Source organism: Pseudonocardia alaniniphila, from assembly GCF_022524485.1.
GTDB lineage: Bacteria > Actinomycetota > Actinomycetes > Mycobacteriales > Pseudonocardiaceae > Pseudonocardia > Pseudonocardia alaniniphila.
The window spans coordinates 406,550-421,874 of the sequence record NZ_JAKXMK010000003.1 but is presented as its reverse complement, the minus strand read 5'-3'; the positions used below and the strand labels follow the sequence as shown (position 1 = coordinate 421,874).

14 protein-coding genes and 1 tRNA gene are annotated in these 15,325 nt (G+C 70.5%); 8 read left to right on the top strand and 7 right to left on the bottom strand.

Going from position 1 to position 15,325, the window contains the following annotated elements:
• Nucleotides 1–134 precede the first annotated feature (134 nt).
• On the top strand, nt 135–1,040 hold the full coding sequence (locus MMF94_RS04755; RefSeq protein WP_241034999.1) for a type IV toxin-antitoxin system AbiEi family antitoxin domain-containing protein: 906 nt from the start codon (nt 135–137) through the stop codon (nt 1,038–1,040).
• Nucleotides 1,041–1,122: 82 nt separating this feature from the next.
• Here the strand turns inward: MMF94_RS04755 and MMF94_RS04750 are convergent, their stop codons facing one another.
• A complete protein-coding gene (locus tag MMF94_RS04750) occupies nt 1,123–1,371 on the bottom strand; it encodes a mycoredoxin (protein WP_241034998.1) in 249 nt (82 codons plus the stop codon).
• A 54-nt stretch (nt 1,372–1,425) separates the two neighbouring features.
• On the opposite strand from MMF94_RS04750, the gene MMF94_RS04745 reads away from it, so the two are divergent.
• The 3 genes from MMF94_RS04745 to MMF94_RS04735 all read left to right on the top strand — a co-directional run bounded on the left by MMF94_RS04745 (nt 1,426) and on the right by MMF94_RS04735 (nt 4,309).
• Entirely contained in the window at nt 1,426–3,510 is a 2,085-nt protein-coding gene (locus MMF94_RS04745; RefSeq protein WP_241034997.1) for an ATP-dependent DNA helicase UvrD2, read from the top strand.
• A gap of 119 nt (nt 3,511–3,629) precedes the next feature.
• Nucleotides 3,630–3,830 (top strand): hypothetical protein, encoded by a 201-nt coding sequence (locus MMF94_RS04740; RefSeq protein ID WP_241034996.1) that lies wholly within the window; start codon nt 3,630–3,632, stop codon nt 3,828–3,830.
• 101 nt (nt 3,831–3,931) lie between these two features.
• The gene (locus MMF94_RS04735) at nt 3,932–4,309 is read left to right on the top strand and encodes a WhiB family transcriptional regulator (RefSeq protein ID WP_379660400.1); all 378 of its coding nucleotides are present in this window, start codon (nt 3,932–3,934) and stop codon (nt 4,307–4,309) included.
• Nucleotides 4,310–4,503: 194 nt separating this feature from the next.
• Here the strand turns inward: MMF94_RS04735 and MMF94_RS04730 are convergent, their stop codons facing one another.
• From MMF94_RS04730 to MMF94_RS04720, 3 genes are all read right to left on the bottom strand, one after another.
• Nucleotides 4,504–4,731: a hypothetical protein gene (locus MMF94_RS04730; protein WP_241034994.1), complete on the bottom strand. Its 228-nt coding sequence runs from the start codon at nt 4,729–4,731 to the stop codon at nt 4,504–4,506.
• Between the two features lie 57 nt (nt 4,732–4,788).
• Nucleotides 4,789–6,129: an ABC1 kinase family protein gene (locus MMF94_RS04725; protein WP_241034993.1), complete on the bottom strand. Its 1,341-nt coding sequence runs from the start codon at nt 6,127–6,129 to the stop codon at nt 4,789–4,791.
• A 213-nt stretch (nt 6,130–6,342) separates the two neighbouring features.
• On the bottom strand, nt 6,343–7,326 hold the full coding sequence (locus MMF94_RS04720) for a TOMM precursor leader peptide-binding protein (RefSeq protein WP_241034992.1): 984 nt from the start codon (nt 7,324–7,326) through the stop codon (nt 6,343–6,345).
• A 116-nt stretch (nt 7,327–7,442) separates the two neighbouring features.
• Between MMF94_RS04720 and MMF94_RS04715 the strand changes: the two genes are divergently transcribed.
• Nucleotides 7,443–8,015, top strand: coding sequence for a M48 metallopeptidase family protein (locus MMF94_RS04715; RefSeq protein ID WP_241034991.1), 573 nt, complete (start codon nt 7,443–7,445; stop codon nt 8,013–8,015).
• 52 nt (nt 8,016–8,067) lie between these two features.
• Here the strand turns inward: MMF94_RS04715 and MMF94_RS04710 are convergent, their stop codons facing one another.
• Nucleotides 8,068–9,570: a zinc-dependent metalloprotease gene (locus MMF94_RS04710; protein WP_241034990.1), complete on the bottom strand. Its 1,503-nt coding sequence runs from the start codon at nt 9,568–9,570 to the stop codon at nt 8,068–8,070.
• Between the two features lie 135 nt (nt 9,571–9,705).
• On the opposite strand from MMF94_RS04710, the gene MMF94_RS04705 reads away from it, so the two are divergent.
• From MMF94_RS04705 to MMF94_RS04695, 3 genes are all read left to right on the top strand, one after another.
• Nucleotides 9,706–10,734: a YlbL family protein gene (locus MMF94_RS04705; protein WP_338104160.1), complete on the top strand. Its 1,029-nt coding sequence runs from the start codon at nt 9,706–9,708 to the stop codon at nt 10,732–10,734.
• A gap of 180 nt (nt 10,735–10,914) precedes the next feature.
• Nucleotides 10,915–13,899, top strand: coding sequence for a UPF0182 family protein (locus MMF94_RS04700; protein ID WP_241034989.1), 2,985 nt, complete (start codon nt 10,915–10,917; stop codon nt 13,897–13,899).
• 132 nt (nt 13,900–14,031) lie between these two features.
• Nucleotides 14,032–14,108, top strand: a tRNA-Met gene (locus MMF94_RS04695).
• A 254-nt stretch (nt 14,109–14,362) separates the two neighbouring features.
• Here MMF94_RS04695 and MMF94_RS43260 read toward each other — a convergent pair.
• Together MMF94_RS43260 and MMF94_RS04685 are read right to left on the bottom strand one after the other, a co-directional pair.
• Nucleotides 14,363–14,548 carry a helix-turn-helix domain-containing protein gene (locus tag MMF94_RS43260; protein ID WP_277398647.1) on the bottom strand — a complete coding sequence of 62 codons (186 nt, stop codon included), beginning with the start codon at nt 14,546–14,548 and terminating at the stop codon, nt 14,363–14,365.
• A gap of 64 nt (nt 14,549–14,612) precedes the next feature.
• Nucleotides 14,613–15,245 carry a hypothetical protein gene (locus tag MMF94_RS04685; RefSeq protein WP_241034987.1) on the bottom strand — a complete coding sequence of 211 codons (633 nt, stop codon included), beginning with the start codon at nt 15,243–15,245 and terminating at the stop codon, nt 14,613–14,615.
• Nucleotides 15,246–15,325: the final 80 nt, after the last annotated feature.

The window sequence follows — 15,325 nt, the reverse complement described above, 5'->3', positions numbered from 1 at the left end:
TGTGCACACCAGATGGCCTCGGTGCACACGTCCTGACGTGGGCACGGTGGCCATCTGATGTGCATGGCCGAGGTTGTCCACAGATGCCGCGGATCGTGCCCGCGCCGACGCGCCGGCGGGCGAGGCTGGCGACCGTGGATCCTCTCGTGCACCGCCGTGCCCAGCTCCTCGCTGCGGGGTTCTCGCCGAAGGAGCTGCGGCGATTACTTCGCTCCGGTGCGCTGAGCGCGGTGCGGCCGGGCGCGTACGTGCAGGGTGCCCCGCCCGAGGACACCGTGGCCCGGCACCTGCTGCTCCTGTACGCCGCACTGGACGAGCTCGCTGCCGACGCAGTGGTGAGCCACGTTTCGGCGGCTGTCCTGCACGGGCTCCCGGTGTGGGGCATCCCGCTCGATCGTGTGCACGTCACGCGCGGGAGCCGCTCGAGCGGCCGACGTGGCCGCCGGGTCCACGTGCACGCCGCCCCGCTCGAATCCGACGAGATCGTCATGGTCGGCGGCCTCACCGCCACGTCACCGGCACGCACCCTCGTCGACCTGGCCCGTGCCGTCCCTTTCGAACAGGCTGTCGCGGTCGCTGATGCGGCGCTCCACCGCCATCTCATCGCCCCGCCGGATCTCGCCGCTGCGCTGGCTCACAGGCCTCGCTGGCCAGGCCTGCCCGCGGCGCGCCGGGCGCTTGCTTTCGCCGACGCCCGCAGCGAGAGCGTGGGGGAGTCGCGCAGCCGGGTGGCGATCGCCCGGGCCGGCCTGCCGACCCCGGTGCTCCAATGGGAGGTGAGACGCGGCGATGGCCGGTTCGTCGGGCAGGTGGACTTCGGCTGGCCCGACCTGCGGACGGTCGGGGAGTTCGACGGCCGCGCCAAGTACGGCGCGCTCGTGCGTCCGGGGCAGGATCCTGCCGAGGTGCTCTATCGGGAGAAGCTGCGTGAGGACGAACTGCGGGCCGAGGACCTCGCCGTCGTGCGCTGGGCTTGGCCGGACCTCGACGCTTTCGGGGCCGTGGCCGAGCGTCTTCGGCGCCGATTCCACAGCGGGTGACCGCCACGGTGCACACCAAATGGCCACCGTGCACACGTCAGGACGTGTGCACGGTGGCCACGAGATGTGTGCGGTGCTTGCCTTATGCCGCCAGGTCGGCCAGCTTTTCCGCCACCACCGCGAACGGGGGGTTGGTCAGCGCGGTGCCGTCGGCGAAGACCACCGTGGGGACGGTCTGGTTGCCGCCGTTGACCCCCTCCACGAACCGGGCCGCCTCAGGGTCCCGCTCGATGTCGACCTCGGTGTAAGCGATGCCGGCCTGATCCATCTGTAGCTTGAGCCGGCGGCAGTAGCCGCACCACGTCGTCGAGTACATCGTCACCTCAGCCATGCCGGTAGAACGACCGGCGCCCGTTCTGTCTTCCCCGGGTGTCAGGATGGTCGGGTGAGCGCGCGCCTCGTCCCCGACGCCCCGGAGTCCGGCCTCGACGACGAGCAGCTCGCGGCGGTCACCGCGCCACGGGGGCCGGTCTGCGTGCTGGCAGGCGCGGGCACGGGCAAGACGCGCACCATCACCCGGCGCATCGCGCATCTCGCACGCACCGGCCACGTGGCGCCGGGCCAGGTCCTCGCCGTCACCTTCACGGCCCGGGCGGCGGGGGAGATGCGCACGCGGCTGCGGGCACTCGGGGTCGCGGGTGTTCAGGCGCGCACCTTCCACGCGGCCGCGCTGCGCCAGCTCCGCTACTTCTGGCCGCGGGTGGTCGGCGGCGACCAGTGGCAGCTGGTCGAGGGCAAGGTGCGGATCGTCGGGCAGGCGGCCGCCCGTGTGAAGGCGGGCACCGATGCCGCGTCGCTGCGTGACCTCGCCGGTGAGATCGAGTGGGCGAAGGCGAGCCTCGTCACCCCGGACGGGTACGCGGCGGCTGTCGCGAAGCTGCGCCGGGACACACCGGGGCCCGCCGAGCAGGTGGCCGCCGTGTACGCGGGCTACGAGGAGCTGAAGAACCGCGCCGAGCTGCTCGACTTCGACGACCTGCTGCTACACACCGCCGCGGCACTGGAGGAGCACGGCCCGGTGGCCGAGGAGTTCCGCGACCGCTACCGCTGCTTCGTCGTCGACGAGTACCAGGACGTCACGCCGTTGCAGCAGCGCGTGCTCGACGCCTGGCTGGGGGAGCGCGACGACCTCACGGTAGTGGGCGATGCCAACCAGACGATCTACACCTTCGCCGGCGCCAGCCCCCGCTACCTGCTCGACTTCCCGCGCCGCTTCCCGGAGGCGGCCGTCGTGCGGCTGCAGCGTGACTACCGGTCCACCCCGCAGGTCGTCTCCGCCGCCAACACGTTGATCGGCTCCGCCCGCGGGCGCGTGGCCGGCACCCGGCTGCGGCTGATCGGGCAGCTTCCGCCCGGGCCGGAGCCCGATTTCGCCGAGCACGACGACGAGCCGGCCGAGGCCGCCGCAGTGGCCGCACAGATCAAGCGGCTGGTCGCCGACGGCACCCCGGCCGCCGAGATCGCGGTGCTCTTCCGGATCAACGCTCAGTCCGAGGTCTACGAGCAGGCGCTCACCGATGTCGGCGTGCCGTACCAGGTCCGTGGGGGCGAGCGGTTCTTCTCCCGCCCGGAGGTGCGGCGCGCGATGACCGCGCTCCGAGTCGCCGCGCCTGCGCGGGCAGGAGACGACGTCCCGCTCGTCGACGCCGTCCGCGCGATCCTGGCTCCCGTCGGGCTCACCGCGGAGCCGCCCGGCGGTGCCACGCAACGGGCACAGTGGGAGTCGCTGCTCGCGATCGTCGAGCTCGCGGAGGAGCTCGTGGCGGTGGAGCCCGAGGCCGACGTGCGCCGGTTCGCCGCCGAGCTCGAGACGAGGGCCGACGCCGCCCACCCGCCCACCGTGCAGGGCGTCACACTGGCGTCGCTGCACGCCGCGAAGGGCCTGGAGTGGGATGTCGTGTTCCTCGTCGGGCTCGTCGACGGCACGCTCCCGATCCAGCACGCCGACGGCGACGACGAGGCGATCGAGGAGGAGCGCAGGCTGCTCTACGTCGGCATCACGCGGGCCCGTCGCAGGCTCGCTCTGTCGTGGGCGCTGTCCCGCCAGCCCGGCGGTCCGCGACGGCGGAGGCGCAGCCGTTTCCTCTATGGGCTGATTCCTGAGGAGCACTCGGCTTCGCGGATAGCGAACGGATCGAGCCGCGGTGGCCCGCGGCCACGCTGCCGGGTGTGCGGCTCGCCGCTGATGGGAGCCGACGCACTGAAGATGCGCCGGTGTGCAGAGTGTCCGTCCGATGTGGACGTCGAGCTGCTCGACCGGCTTCGTGGCTGGCGGAGCGTTGAGGCCCGTGAGCAGCAGGTTCCGGCCTATGTGGTCTTCACCGACGCCACCCTCACGGCGATCGCCGAGCAGCGGCCCACCGACAACGCGGCACTGGTGCGGATCCCCGGCATCGGCGCGCGCAAGCTCGATCGCTACGGACCGGCTGTGCTCGCGCTCGTGGCCGACCCGGACGTCGCAGATAGTTGATCCAAGAAGTTCCCCGTAAATCAGTTGTGCGGTCTGTCCGGGTATCTCTAACGTATCCGCCGACGGACCTCACCAGCCCGTCTTCTGCTGCGACCTCGCCCGCGAAGGGGGTGTTCCGAATGATCACGATGACGCGCGACATCGCCGGGATCTACGGCACCCGTGTGCGAGCCGGGTCTGTGATCACCATGGGCTCCCTCCACCGCTCCGCGCGCGTGTGGCAGCAGATCCCGGCGCTCGGCGTCTTTGACAAGAACAAGGGTGTCAGCCCGACCGATAACAGCACAGGTGTGTCCGAAGTGGAGTGTCGTCCTACGTAGGCGACCTCGCCACCGGCCCGAAGAACCAAGGCCGCGGACCCACACCGGGATCCGCGGCCTTTTTGTTTGTCCTGCCTGACCACATCACTCAGGAGGTTGAGGTGCTAGTCCGATCAGCTCCGTTGGACGGCGGAGTGATCAGTTCCGAACAGCTCGGTGGCGAGACAGTCGCCGGGATGGGGTCCCTCCTCGACGCGGCGCCGCGTACGGGGTCTGACCTGCCGTGTCGCTCCGGCGACGCGGACCTGTGGTTCGCCGAGGCTCCGGCCGAGCTGGAGCTGGCGAAGTCCCTCTGCGCGCAGTGCCCGATCCAGGCCGAGTGCCTGGCCGGGGCCCTGCGCCGGGAGGAGCCATGGGGCGTCTGGGGCGGTGAGATCTTCCTGCGCGGGGTCGTCATTCCGCGCAAGAGGCCTCGAGGCCGCCCGAGCAAGGCCGCATTGGCCCGTGACCGCGAGTTCGCAGCGGCCGTGTCCGCCTGATCTGCCCCACCCCGTTGGCCCTCCGAGGGCCACACCGAAGGAGACCGATTCCGATGACCGACTTCATGCCGCCGGCCGCACCCGCACTTCCGCGACCCGTGGTCCTGCACCGAGAGGGAACCGAGATGTTGCTCCACGAAGCCCTAGCCCGATCCCGACAGCGGGAGGCCGAACAGGCTGCCCGCGACTACGCACTAGCCCGCCGGCTCACGGCGGGTCGCCGGTGGGCCTCGCTCGCCGGCTTTGCTGCCCGGCGAGCCGAACTCGCGCGCGCCGGCGCTGGTGCTGCCCCGCTCCACCGCGGTTCCGGAACCGCGACGAGCGGGCTCCGCGGCGCTCTCTGACAAGCGCCGCACGGTGACGACGGCGCCCCGGCCGGACGCGGCCGGGACGTCGTCGGCATCCGCATGCATTCCGTCCATCTCTGAACTCGGCCCGGCTCGTCTCACACCATCAGCGGCGGGGACCGGGGGCCGGGTTCAGAGGTGGCGGCCTGCCGACTCGTCCTTGGCGTCGAAGATCCACGGCTGCCAGTGCCGCACGATCCCGCGGAGCGGGACCTCGGCATCGAGCTGGCACAGCACCCCGAGAGTGCCCATCGTGACGCGGTGCACGAGCAGGTACTGGGGTGGCAGGTTGAGCTCCCGACCCGTGTTGAAGTCGGGACTGCGCAGGTCGCCCACCCGTTCGGCCTGCCGCTGGAGCCAGCGGCGGGTGAAGTGGAACGTGTCGGTGCGCAGGGGCTCGGTGAACGGCGCCAGGTACGTCACGGCGTCCTCGGCACGCAGGGGCGACCCGGGCCGAACGAAACCGTTGTCGCGCAGGAGCGTGAGGAGCTCCCCGGGCTTGTCCTCCAGCGCGAGCCGGACCATCACCGACAACGGCCGGGGGAGGCCCTCCGGCAGGCGCGCCACGGCGCCGTAGTCGATGACCAGAAGCCTGCCGTCATCGAGGACCTGGAAGTTGCCGGGGTGCGGGTCGGCGTGCAGCAGGCCGACTCGTGCCGGCGCGGAGTAGTGGAACTCGGCGAGCAGGGCCGCAGCCTGGTTGCGCTTCTCCTGCGACCCGCCGCGGATGACGTCGGAGAGCTTCTGCCCCGTGACCCACTCCGTGACCATCGCCCGGGGTGCTGATGCCACCACACGTGGCACCCTGACCTTGTCGTCCCCGTCGAACGCTGCGGCGAAGATGCGCTGGTTCTCCGCTTCGTCGCGGTAGTCCAGCTCCTCCTCCATCCGTTCGCGCAGCTCGGCGATCAGCGGCTTGATCTCCAGTCCGGGTACGAGCGGCTGCATCAGCCTGCTCATCCGCGACAGCTGGCGCAGGTCCGAGCGCAGCGCCTCCTCCGCGCCGGGGTACTGCACCTTGACGGCCACCTCGCGCCCGTCCCGCCAGATCGCCCGGTGGACCTGGCCGATGCTCGCGGCGGCGGCCGGTGTGTCGTCGAAGTCCTGGAACCGGCCGCGCCAGCCCCGGCCGAACTGTTCGGCCAGCATCCTGTGCACGTCGGACGCGGGCATCGGGGGCGCCGCGGACTGCAGCTTGACCAGCGACTCGCGAAACGGTGCCGCGTACTCGTCGGGGATGGCGGCCTCGAACACGCTCAGGGCCTGGCCGAACTTCATCGCCCCGCCCTTGAGCTCGCCGAGCACGGCGAAGAGTTGCTCGGCGCTCTTCGCCATCAGCTGGGCCGAGATCTCCTCGCCGTCGCCCCCTACGAGCCTGCGACCCCACCCTGCTGCGGCCCGTCCGGCCACACCGAGCGGGAGACTGGCGAGCTTGGCCGTGCGTGCCGCTGTTCGCCGCGGGATGTCGGTCACGCTGGTTCCTCGGGGGCCGGCCTCGCGGTCACGACCGGCACTGCTGCGGCGGATGGCGACCAGGCACTCCCGGTTGCCGGTACGCCTTCGCCGGGGATCCCCGGCGTGCCGGGCCGGACGCCGTCCGACGGCGGGCTCGCGGACTCGTTCACTCCTTGATTGTGTCCCGATCTCCCCCTTGCGCGCATGTTGCCCTCTCCATCTCCCGTCACATCAGTCGGTGATCGCGCCGCATCCGCAGCCGGGTTGGGGCGACCAGGCGCGCCGGAGCAGCGTGCCCGCTGTGGCGTCGAGCTCCAGTGTCGTATCGAGGGTGGGAGGGGGACCACCTCCACCGGACGCCGTGTCGAGCGCGGCGAGGGCCTGCGCAGTGGCGAGGGCGGCGGTCGCGCGGATCGTCGCAGGGTCGGCGCGGCCCTGCCGGCCGACCAGCTGCGCAGCGACCGCAGGCCAGCCGGGGTCGTGGGCGCAGCGTTGCCGATCGAGGCAGCCGAGACAGGCGGTGCGACCGGGCAGGACGAGCGGCCCGACCACGCCGACGCCGTCGCGTACCCGGGCGGAGAGATGGGCTGTGCCGGTGGCATGCAGCTGCGCGAGCCGCCCCGGGTCGTGGGCGAGGAAGTCGGTGAGGACGACCAGGTCGGCCGTCAGCCGCTGCCCTGGCGGCCCCGTGCCGGTGCCAGGACAGAGCCTCCGCAGCGCCGCTCTGGTGGCCCGTAGCCGGTCGGAGCCGCGGTCGTCGTCGACGTAGCCGGTGCCGAGGTCGGCGGCGAGCACCGGCCCGCCGGTCTCGACGTGCACCGTGCCCACGCCCTCCTGCGCCAGCCCGAGGACGACGCCGACGGCGAGCGACCCCTCCCCGATGACGACGACAGTGCTCTCCGCGCGGTGCCGGTCCTTGCGCTCCACGACGGTGGTGTCGATGAGCACGCCGGCCGCGACGAGCTCGCGCACCAGGGCGTGGGCCTGCGCCGCGTCGGCCCCACGCCGGACGGCCCGGTCGACGAGTTCGTTCTGCTCGGCCGCGGCGTCCAGCTCGTCGACCATCGCCGCCAGCGCCGGCGGGAGCTCGTCGAGGGCAAAGGCCGTGGCCGGATCGAGGCCGAGCAACCGGGCACGGGGGCCCAGCGCGAGCACCGACCGATACGGGGAGAGACGGAGCATCACGGATGGCGACGGGCGGGCTGCGGTCGGCATTCCCCGATGGTGACCTCCGGAAAGATCCGCCGCAGCGGGCTGTCCACAGGGTGAGGCGGTCCTGTGGACAACATCGGGTGACGCGCCGACCCGCCGGCGGGGCTTAGGCTGGAGTGATGGCGCAGCCCGCGGTCATCGAGGTCCGGCGCAGTGACCGCCGACGGCGCATGGTCAGTGCACGCCGTGAAGGCGACACCGTGATCGTCTTCATCCCTGGCTGGATGAGCGACTCGGAGGAACGACGCTGGGTCGACGAGATGGTGCGCCGGCTCGAGCGAAGCGAGGCCCGTCGCCGCTCACCGGCCCGCAAAGGAGACGCCGAGCTGCGACGGCGCAGCATGGAACTGTCTCGCCGTTACCTCGACGGACGCGCCGAGCCCCATACGGTGCGCTGGGTGCCCCCGATGCGCACGCGCTGGGCGTCGTGCACCCCCGCCGACGCCACGATCCGGATCAGCGAGCGGCTGCGTGACGTCCCCAGCTGGGTGGTCGACTACGTGTTGATCCATGAGCTCGCGCACCTGCTGGAGCCGGGCCACGACACCCGGTTCTGGGCGTGGGTGCACCGCTACCCGCGTGCGGAACGCGCCATGGGCTACCTCGAGGGGCTCTCCGCCGCCGCAGGCCTGGGCATGCTCGGAATCGACGGCGAGGAACCCGACGCAGAGCCGGAGGCGGCCACCGGCTGACCCCTCGCCACCGTGACCGTGCGGTGGCGAGGGGTCTGCGAGAAGCCCAGGGTCAGGCGGTGGGCTTGGGGCCCTCGGGCTCCGGCCCGTCGGAATCCGGGGTGTCGGTGTCGCCGGCGCTGTCGGTGCCCTCGGACTTCTCGGAGCGCTTCTGCTGGGGGTCCTCGGCGCCTGCCCGGTTCGCCAGCTTCTCCAGCTCCGCGATCGGGTCGCCGAGCTCGTCCCGACCGACGAAACCGGCAGGGTCGTCGAGGTCGTCGGCGGACGGGATGAGGTCCGGGTGGGCCCACAGTGCGTCGCGGCCTGCGATCCCGCGCTGCTCGCCGAGGAGCCGCCAGAGCTCCGCGGCGGCCCGCAACCGGCGGGGCCGCAGCTCGAGTCCGACCACCGTGGCGAAGGTCTGCTCGGCAGGTCCGCCGGAGGCGCGGCGCCTGCGCAGCGTCTCGCGCAGGGCGTCGGCCCCGGGGAGCCGGGCTCCCACGGCGTCGGCGACCACGGCGTCGACCCAGCCCTCGATCAGCGCGAGGAGCGTCTCGAGGCGAGCCAGGGCCGCCTCCTGCTCCGGGGTGGTCTCGGGCTCGAACATCCCCGACTGCATGGCCTCTTCGATGGCGGCCGGGTTGGACGGGTCGATGCCCCGGGCCAGCTCCTCGATGCGGGACGTGTCGACCCGGATGCCCCGCGCGTACTCCTCGACGGTGCCCAGCAGCCGCTCCTTGAGCCATGGCACGTGGGCGAACAGCCGGTGGTGCGCCGCCTCACGGGCAGCCAGGAAGATCATGACCTCGCTGGCGGGACGGTCGAGGTCCTTCGTGAACTTCTCGATGTTCTCGGGCAGCAGAGCCGCGACCCGGTCGGGACCGACGGGCACGCCGATGTCGGTGGAGGAGACCACCTCCGCGGCGAGCTGCGCCAGCCCACCCCCGAGCTGGCTGCCGAAGGCGAGCCCGCCCATCTGACCGAGCATCGCCAGCATCGGGCCGGCGGCGGAACGCGCTTCCTCGGGGATCGCCTCCACCCACGACCCGGACACGCGCTGCGCGACCGGGTCGCACAGCCGCTTCCAGGTGGGCATGCTCGCGGTGACCCACTCGCTCGCCGACCAGGCCTTGGTCTCGACGGCCCCGGCGGGGAACTCGGTGGCCGGGTCGAGCCACAGCTCGGCGAGCTTCACCGCGTCGGCGACGGCGGCGCGCTGCGCCTCGGTGAGCGAGGACGTGGTGGCAGCGAGTCGCTGCTGGGCGAGCTGCGCGGCGAGGTCGTAGTTGACGGGGCCCCCGCCGGTGTTCTGCGCCTGGCTGAGCATCTGCCCGAGCTGTGTGAGCATCTGGCCGAGCTGGCTGACGTCGAACCCGCCCGCACCTCCGGGCATACCCGGCATTCCGGGCAAGCCGGGGAGCCCGGGGAAGCCACCGGGTGGCATCCCTGGGAGCTTGCCGAAGCCGAACGGATCCTGCGGCCCGTTGTTCGGGCGCTCCGGCTCTCGGCCGCGCTCGTTCTCCTTGTCATCACGGTCGCGGTCGGACGGCCCGAATCCGAACGGGGTATCGCTCATGTCACCACGGTACGCGGATCGCCCAAGCTGAGCTGTTCGCATTCAGCACAAATTGACAGGCGTCGATGCGCCGCCCGGCGGCGCAGCACAGACCGTCCGAGGGCATCGAAACAGGTCCCCATAGGCTTCCAGATTGTGAACCGCCGGACGTGGAACCTCGTCGCCGCAGGCATGCTCGCGCTGGCGCTCGCGGTGCTCGCCGCGACGGTGCCCGTGCCGATGGTGGCGCTCGGTCCAGGTCCGACGTACGACACGCTCGGCGACGTCGGTGGGCAGCCGGTCGTCGCGGTCGACGGGCTGCAGGCCTATCCGACGACCGGGCACTTGAACATGACCACGGTCTCGGTGACCGACAGGCTCACGCTGTTCGCGACCCTGGGCCTCTGGGCGGACGGTAACCGCCAGGTCGTGCCGCGCAGCGAGGTCTTCCCGCCGGAGAAGAGCGACGAGCAGGTGCAGCAGGAGAACACGGAGCAGTTCGCGGCCTCGGAGGCCAACGCCGAGGTCGCCGCGCTCACCGAGCTGCGCCTGCCTACGCGGGTGGTGGTGACCGACCTCGTGCCGAACTCGCCTGCGCAGGGCAGGCTCGAGCCCGGCGACGAGATCGTCGCGGTGTCGGGGCACCCCGTCGACACACCGGCCGCGGTGTCCGGCGCGCTGTCGACCACCACGCCCGGACAGTCCGTCACGATCACCTACAAGCGGGCGGGTCAGGAGCACGACGCGGACGTCGTGCTCGGGTCGAGTCCGGATCGGCCGCAGGGCCTGCTCGGAGTGCGGCCCGGGATCGAGCCGCGCACCGGCGACATCAGGATCAGCCTCGGCGACATCGGTGGCCCGTCGGCCGGGCTCATGTTCGCGCTTGCCGTGATCGACAAGCTGACGCCGGGCGGGCTCACCGACGGCCGTTTCATCGCCGGGACGGGGACGATCACCCCCGACGGGCAGGTCGGCCCGATCGGCGGCATCCCGTTCAAGATGCGGGCCGCGCGGGACGCGGGCGCCACCGTGTTCCTCGTGCCGGCCGACAACTGCGGCGAGGCCGAGGCGAACGCGCCCGCCGGGTTGGAGCTCGTCCGTGTCGCGACCCTTCAGGACGCTCTGAACGGCCTCGATGCGCTCGCGACGGGGCGTCCGGCGCCCTCCTGCACGGCCGCAGCCTGAATCGGACGAACAGAACAATCTAGGCCCGAACGGGAACTCCACACCCCGTCCGTAGAGTTGGGTGAGCAGGGCGCATAGTCGAGCCGGCTGCAGGAGGCGATCGAGCAGGTCGTCGCGGCAGCGGACCCGTCGCATCCGCCCGGCGCCCGACCCACGAAGACTGGAGCGTGCCCTGTGGCCATGAGGCCCCCGGTGGGAGCCCCTACGTTGAGCCGCCGTACCCGGATCCTGCTCATCCTGGCGGGAATCGTGGTACTGCTGCTCCTCGGTGGCTCGCGCCTGATCAACTTCTACGTCGACTGGCTCTGGTTCGGGGAGGTCGGCTACCGGGGCGTCTTCGCCACCGTTCTGTTCACGCAGATCGTGCAGTTCCTCGTGGGCGGGCTGCTGATCGGCGGCCTGGTGGCGCTGTCACTGTGGATCGCCTACCGCTCACGCCCTGTCTTCGTTCCCGTCAGCGGGCCGGAGGATCCGATCGCCCGCTACCGCACGGTGATCATCCAGCGGTTGCGGTTGTTCGCGATCGGCATCCCGCTGATCATCGGCGTCATCGCCGGGCTGGCGGCGCAGGGTGACTGGCAGACCGTCCAGCAGTTCATCAACTCCACGCCGTTCGGCGTCACCGACCCCGAGTTCGGCATCGACGTCGGTTTCTACGCCTTCCAGCTGCCGTTCTACCGGTACGTGCTGGACTGGCTGTTCGTCGCCGTGGCCATCTGCTTCGTGGTCTCGCTGATCACCCACTACATCTTCGGCGGCATCCGGCTCAGTGGCAGGTCCGGACAGGTCTCGGCGGCTGCTCGCGCCCAGCTGGCGATTCTCGCCGGCGTGTTCGTGCTGCTGAAGGCGGTCGCCTACTACCTCGACCGCTACGAGCTGCTCTTCAGCAACCGCAGTGACATCTTCACCGGCGCCACCTACACCGATCTCAACGCGGTGATGCCGGCGAAGCTGATCCTCCTGTTCATCTCGCTCATCTGTGCTGCCGCTTTCTTCGCCGCGGTCTTCCGCCGCAACCTGCAGCTGCCCGCGATCGCCGTCGTGCTGCTGATCCTGTCCAGCGTGCTGATCGGCGCGGCGTGGCCGCAGGTGCTGCAGCAGTTCGTCGTATCGCCCAATGCCAACGAGCGTGAAGCGGTCCCGATCGAGCGCAACATCGCGGCCACCCGGCAGGCCTTCGGCCTCACGGACGACAAGGTCACCGAGGTTCCCTACAGCGGCACCTCGGATGCCACCCCCGCGGAGGTCCGCAACGACTCCGCGACGGTGTCGAACATCCGGCTGCTCGACCCGGCCAAGGTGGGCGACACGTTCACCCAGCTCCAGCAGCGACGCACTTTCTACGGCTTCCCGCAGAAGCTCGACATCGACCGCTACAACATCGACGGGAAGACACAGGACTACATCGTCGCCGCTCGTGAGCTGAACAGCGCAGGCCTCACGGGCAACCAGACCGACTGGATCAACCGCCGGCTCGTCTACACCCACGGCAACGGGATCGTGGTGGCTCCGGCCAACCAGGTGAACGCCGTGCTGGACGAGGCGGGTGGGCAGGGCGGCCTTCCCAACTTCACCAGCATCGACATCACCAACAACGAGTCGCAGAGCATTCCGCCGAGCCTGCGCGTCACCGAACCGCGCATCTACTACGGCGAACTGATCGACGGCTACTCGATCGTCGGTGCCGAGCCGGGCGGGGCGCCGCGGGAGTACGACTCCGACACCCAGAGCTACACGTACCACGGCAAGGGCGGCGTGCCGCTCGGCAGCTTTGTGAACAGGCTCGTCTTCTCGCTGTTCTACGGCGAGCGCAACATCCTGTTCAACAACTCGATCAACCAGAACTCGAAGATCATGTACGTCCGCGACCCCCGCGACCGGGTGCAGGCGGTGGCGCCGTGGCTCACCACGGACAGCGACCCCTACCCGGCGGTGGTCAACGGGCGCATCGAGTGGATCGTCGACGGCTACACCACGCTCCAGAACTACCCGTATGCGGAACGGATGGGGCTGGGTCAGGCCACGGCGGATGCCCAGCAGGCGCTGCAACGACCGCAGGCCGACAAGGACATCAGCTACCTGCGCAACTCCGTGAAGGCCACCGTCGACGCCTACGACGGCACGGTCACGTTGTACGCCTTCGACGAGTCCGACCCGGTGCTGCAGACCTGGATGAAGACCTTCCCGGGCACGGTGCAGCCCGCGTCGGCCATCAGCCCGGATCTGAGAGCGCACTTCCGGTACCCGGAGGACCAGTTCAAGGTGCAGCGCGAGCTACTGACGCGCTACCACGTGGACAACCCCCTCGAGTTCTACGGCAACGTGTCGTTCTGGGACGTCCCCTCCGATCCGACCGTGCCAGGTGGGGGCGGCGCAGGCGGCGCTCCACAGCCGCCGTACTACATCCTGGCGGGCGAACCGGGAGCCGGCGGGGAACAGAACAACACGCCCACCTTCCAGCTCACGAGTGCCCTGGTGTTCCGCAACCGGGACATCCTCTCGGCCTACGTGACGGCGAGCTCCGATCCGGCCAACTACGGCAAGATCACGGTGCTGCAGCTACCACCGGACACGCAGACGCTAGGCCCGCAACAGGTGCAGACGCAGTTCGTCGGTTCACCGAACGTCAGCCAGGACCTAGGCCTGCTATCGCGGGGTGGGCAGAGCACCGTCGAGTACGGAAACCTGCTCACCCTCCCGGTGGCCGGCGGTCTGCTCTTCGTCGAACCGGTCTACATCGAACGAGCCAATCAGCAGTCCAGCTATCCACAGCTGGCAAGAGTGCTCGTGTCGTACAACGGGCGGGTCGGCTATGACGCGAACCTGTCCGTGGCGCTGGACCAGGTGTTCGGGGCCGGAGCGGGGGCTGCCGTAGCACCGCCGGCCGCAGGAGGTGCGCCACCGGCGCCGCAGCAGGGCGCCACACCGGGCGGTCCTGCTGCACCGGCTGCCAACCCGCAGGTCGCCGCGGCTGCGGCGTCGATCCAGAGCGCGATCAACCAGCTCCGGGCGGCGAACCAGAGCGGTGACTTCGCGGCACAGGGCCAGGCGCTGCAGGCACTGGACAACGCGGTGCAGCAGTTCCAGCAGGCGCAGTCGAGCGCCGGCTCGGCGGCGACGTCCGCGCCACCGGCTGCTCCGCCACCGCCCGGCCCGGGCGGCTGATTTCCGCTGGTCCCACCCACCGCCCCGTCGGCCTCACCAGGCAGGCGGGGCGGTGGCCGTAGGGGGGACCCCCCGATGCAGGCAGGTTTCCGGGGGGTGTACTGTCCTTAATGCAAGACAGCAACACGGCAACGCGGGGTGGAGCAGCTCGGTAGCTCGCTGGGCTCATAACCCAGAGGTCGTAGGTTCGAATCCTACCCCCGCTACCAGCGGAAATGGCCCCCGGACGATCAGTCCGGGGGCCATTTTCATGCCAGTTGTGACCAGATTTGTGACCACGGACTATCCGGCGTCGGCCGCCGGACCGGCGTTGAGTTTCCGTCGGATCAGACCAGCCACCAGCTCGGCAGCCTCCCGGTAGTGCCCGGTGGAGCGGTGTCCGTAGATCTGGACCGTGATGCCCTCGTGCGCGCTGTTCGCGGGGAGTTCCGCGACGGCATCCGGCCGGCGGCCTCGTGAGGCGTCAGTTCGCCGCGACATTCGTGGCGGCCTCGCGCCACGCGGTGGGGCTGACGCCGAACGGTCTCCGGAACCAGCGGGAGAATGCACTCGGCGCGGTGAATCCCAACAGCTCGGACACGTCGGTGACGGTGTGACGGCCGACGGTGAGGTAGCGCTCGGTCGGCGAAGCTGACCGCCTGTGCCTCAAGGTGGCGGTGCAGCGTCCTCTTGGTCATCCCGAGCTCGCGGGCGACCAGCGGCGTGGTGCACCGTTAGAAGCGCGGATCATTCTCTCTTCGCGGAGCGGCGGGCCTGGCTGCGAGATGGATTGCCTGGTCGACCTCAGTTTTTGTGAGTGTGTCGAGTAGCGGCGACGGCGGTGTGGCCGCGGCGAGGTTGTGCCGGACTTGGAACATCAGACGGGGTTCGCCGAATGGTGGGTCGATGCGGTGGTAGGGGCGTGGGTCCCTGCTGTTGTCGGCCTGCCAGCCGCGCAGGAGGATCACCTGGCCGGGCTGTGTTGTCCACTGCGTGACGACGTCTTCATACGCTCGGCTGGCGTGAATGGCGAAGGTTGCGACGCCTTGCAGGGTCACGATGGCGATGCAGGAGGCGTAGTAGCGCTGGTCGCGATGAGGCGGCAGACCGTTGCCATCGGGGAGGTAGCGCTGGTAACTGGCCTCATTCGGGACGAAGTCATGTATGCCCTCGCGCTGCGCAGCCTCGGCGAGCCAGGCGGCCGCGCGATGCGGAGCGGCGTGTTGGTCGTTGAGTGAGGCCATGGCGAAGGCGCCGCCCGCCCGAGGATGCGGCGGGGTGAAGATGTGCTGTTCGGCATCTGCGATCAGTGCGTTGCTCAGGCCCATTGGGAAGCTGGTTGCCAGGAGGATGTAGCCGTCGCACATCGGGTCAGTGTAGAAAGTTTCGCACCGCGATCACGGTCGTTACCGCCTGGGGAGCCCGAGGCAGCGGGCTCGCGCGTGTC

Excerpts from the sequence above, each read along its gene's own strand:
- MMF94_RS04750 (WP_241034998.1), bottom strand. The coding sequence starts at position 1,371 with ATGGCTGAGGTGACGATGTACTCGACGACGTGGTGCGGCTACTGCCGC.
- MMF94_RS04740 (WP_241034996.1), top strand. The coding sequence starts at position 3,630 with ATGATCACGATGACGCGCGACATCGCCGGGATCTACGGCACCCGTGTG.
- MMF94_RS04730 (WP_241034994.1), bottom strand. The coding sequence starts at position 4,731 with ATGGACGGAATGCATGCGGATGCCGACGACGTCCCGGCCGCGTCCGGC.
- MMF94_RS04720 (WP_241034992.1), bottom strand. The coding sequence starts at position 7,326 with ATGCCGACCGCAGCCCGCCCGTCGCCATCCGTGATGCTCCGTCTCTCC.
- MMF94_RS04715 (WP_241034991.1), top strand. The coding sequence starts at position 7,443 with ATGGCGCAGCCCGCGGTCATCGAGGTCCGGCGCAGTGACCGCCGACGG.
- MMF94_RS04710 (WP_241034990.1), bottom strand. The coding sequence starts at position 9,570 with ATGAGCGATACCCCGTTCGGATTCGGGCCGTCCGACCGCGACCGTGAT.
- MMF94_RS04700 (WP_241034989.1), top strand. The coding sequence starts at position 10,915 with ATGAGGCCCCCGGTGGGAGCCCCTACGTTGAGCCGCCGTACCCGGATC.
- MMF94_RS04685 (WP_241034987.1), bottom strand. The coding sequence starts at position 15,245 with ATGTGCGACGGCTACATCCTCCTGGCAACCAGCTTCCCAATGGGCCTG.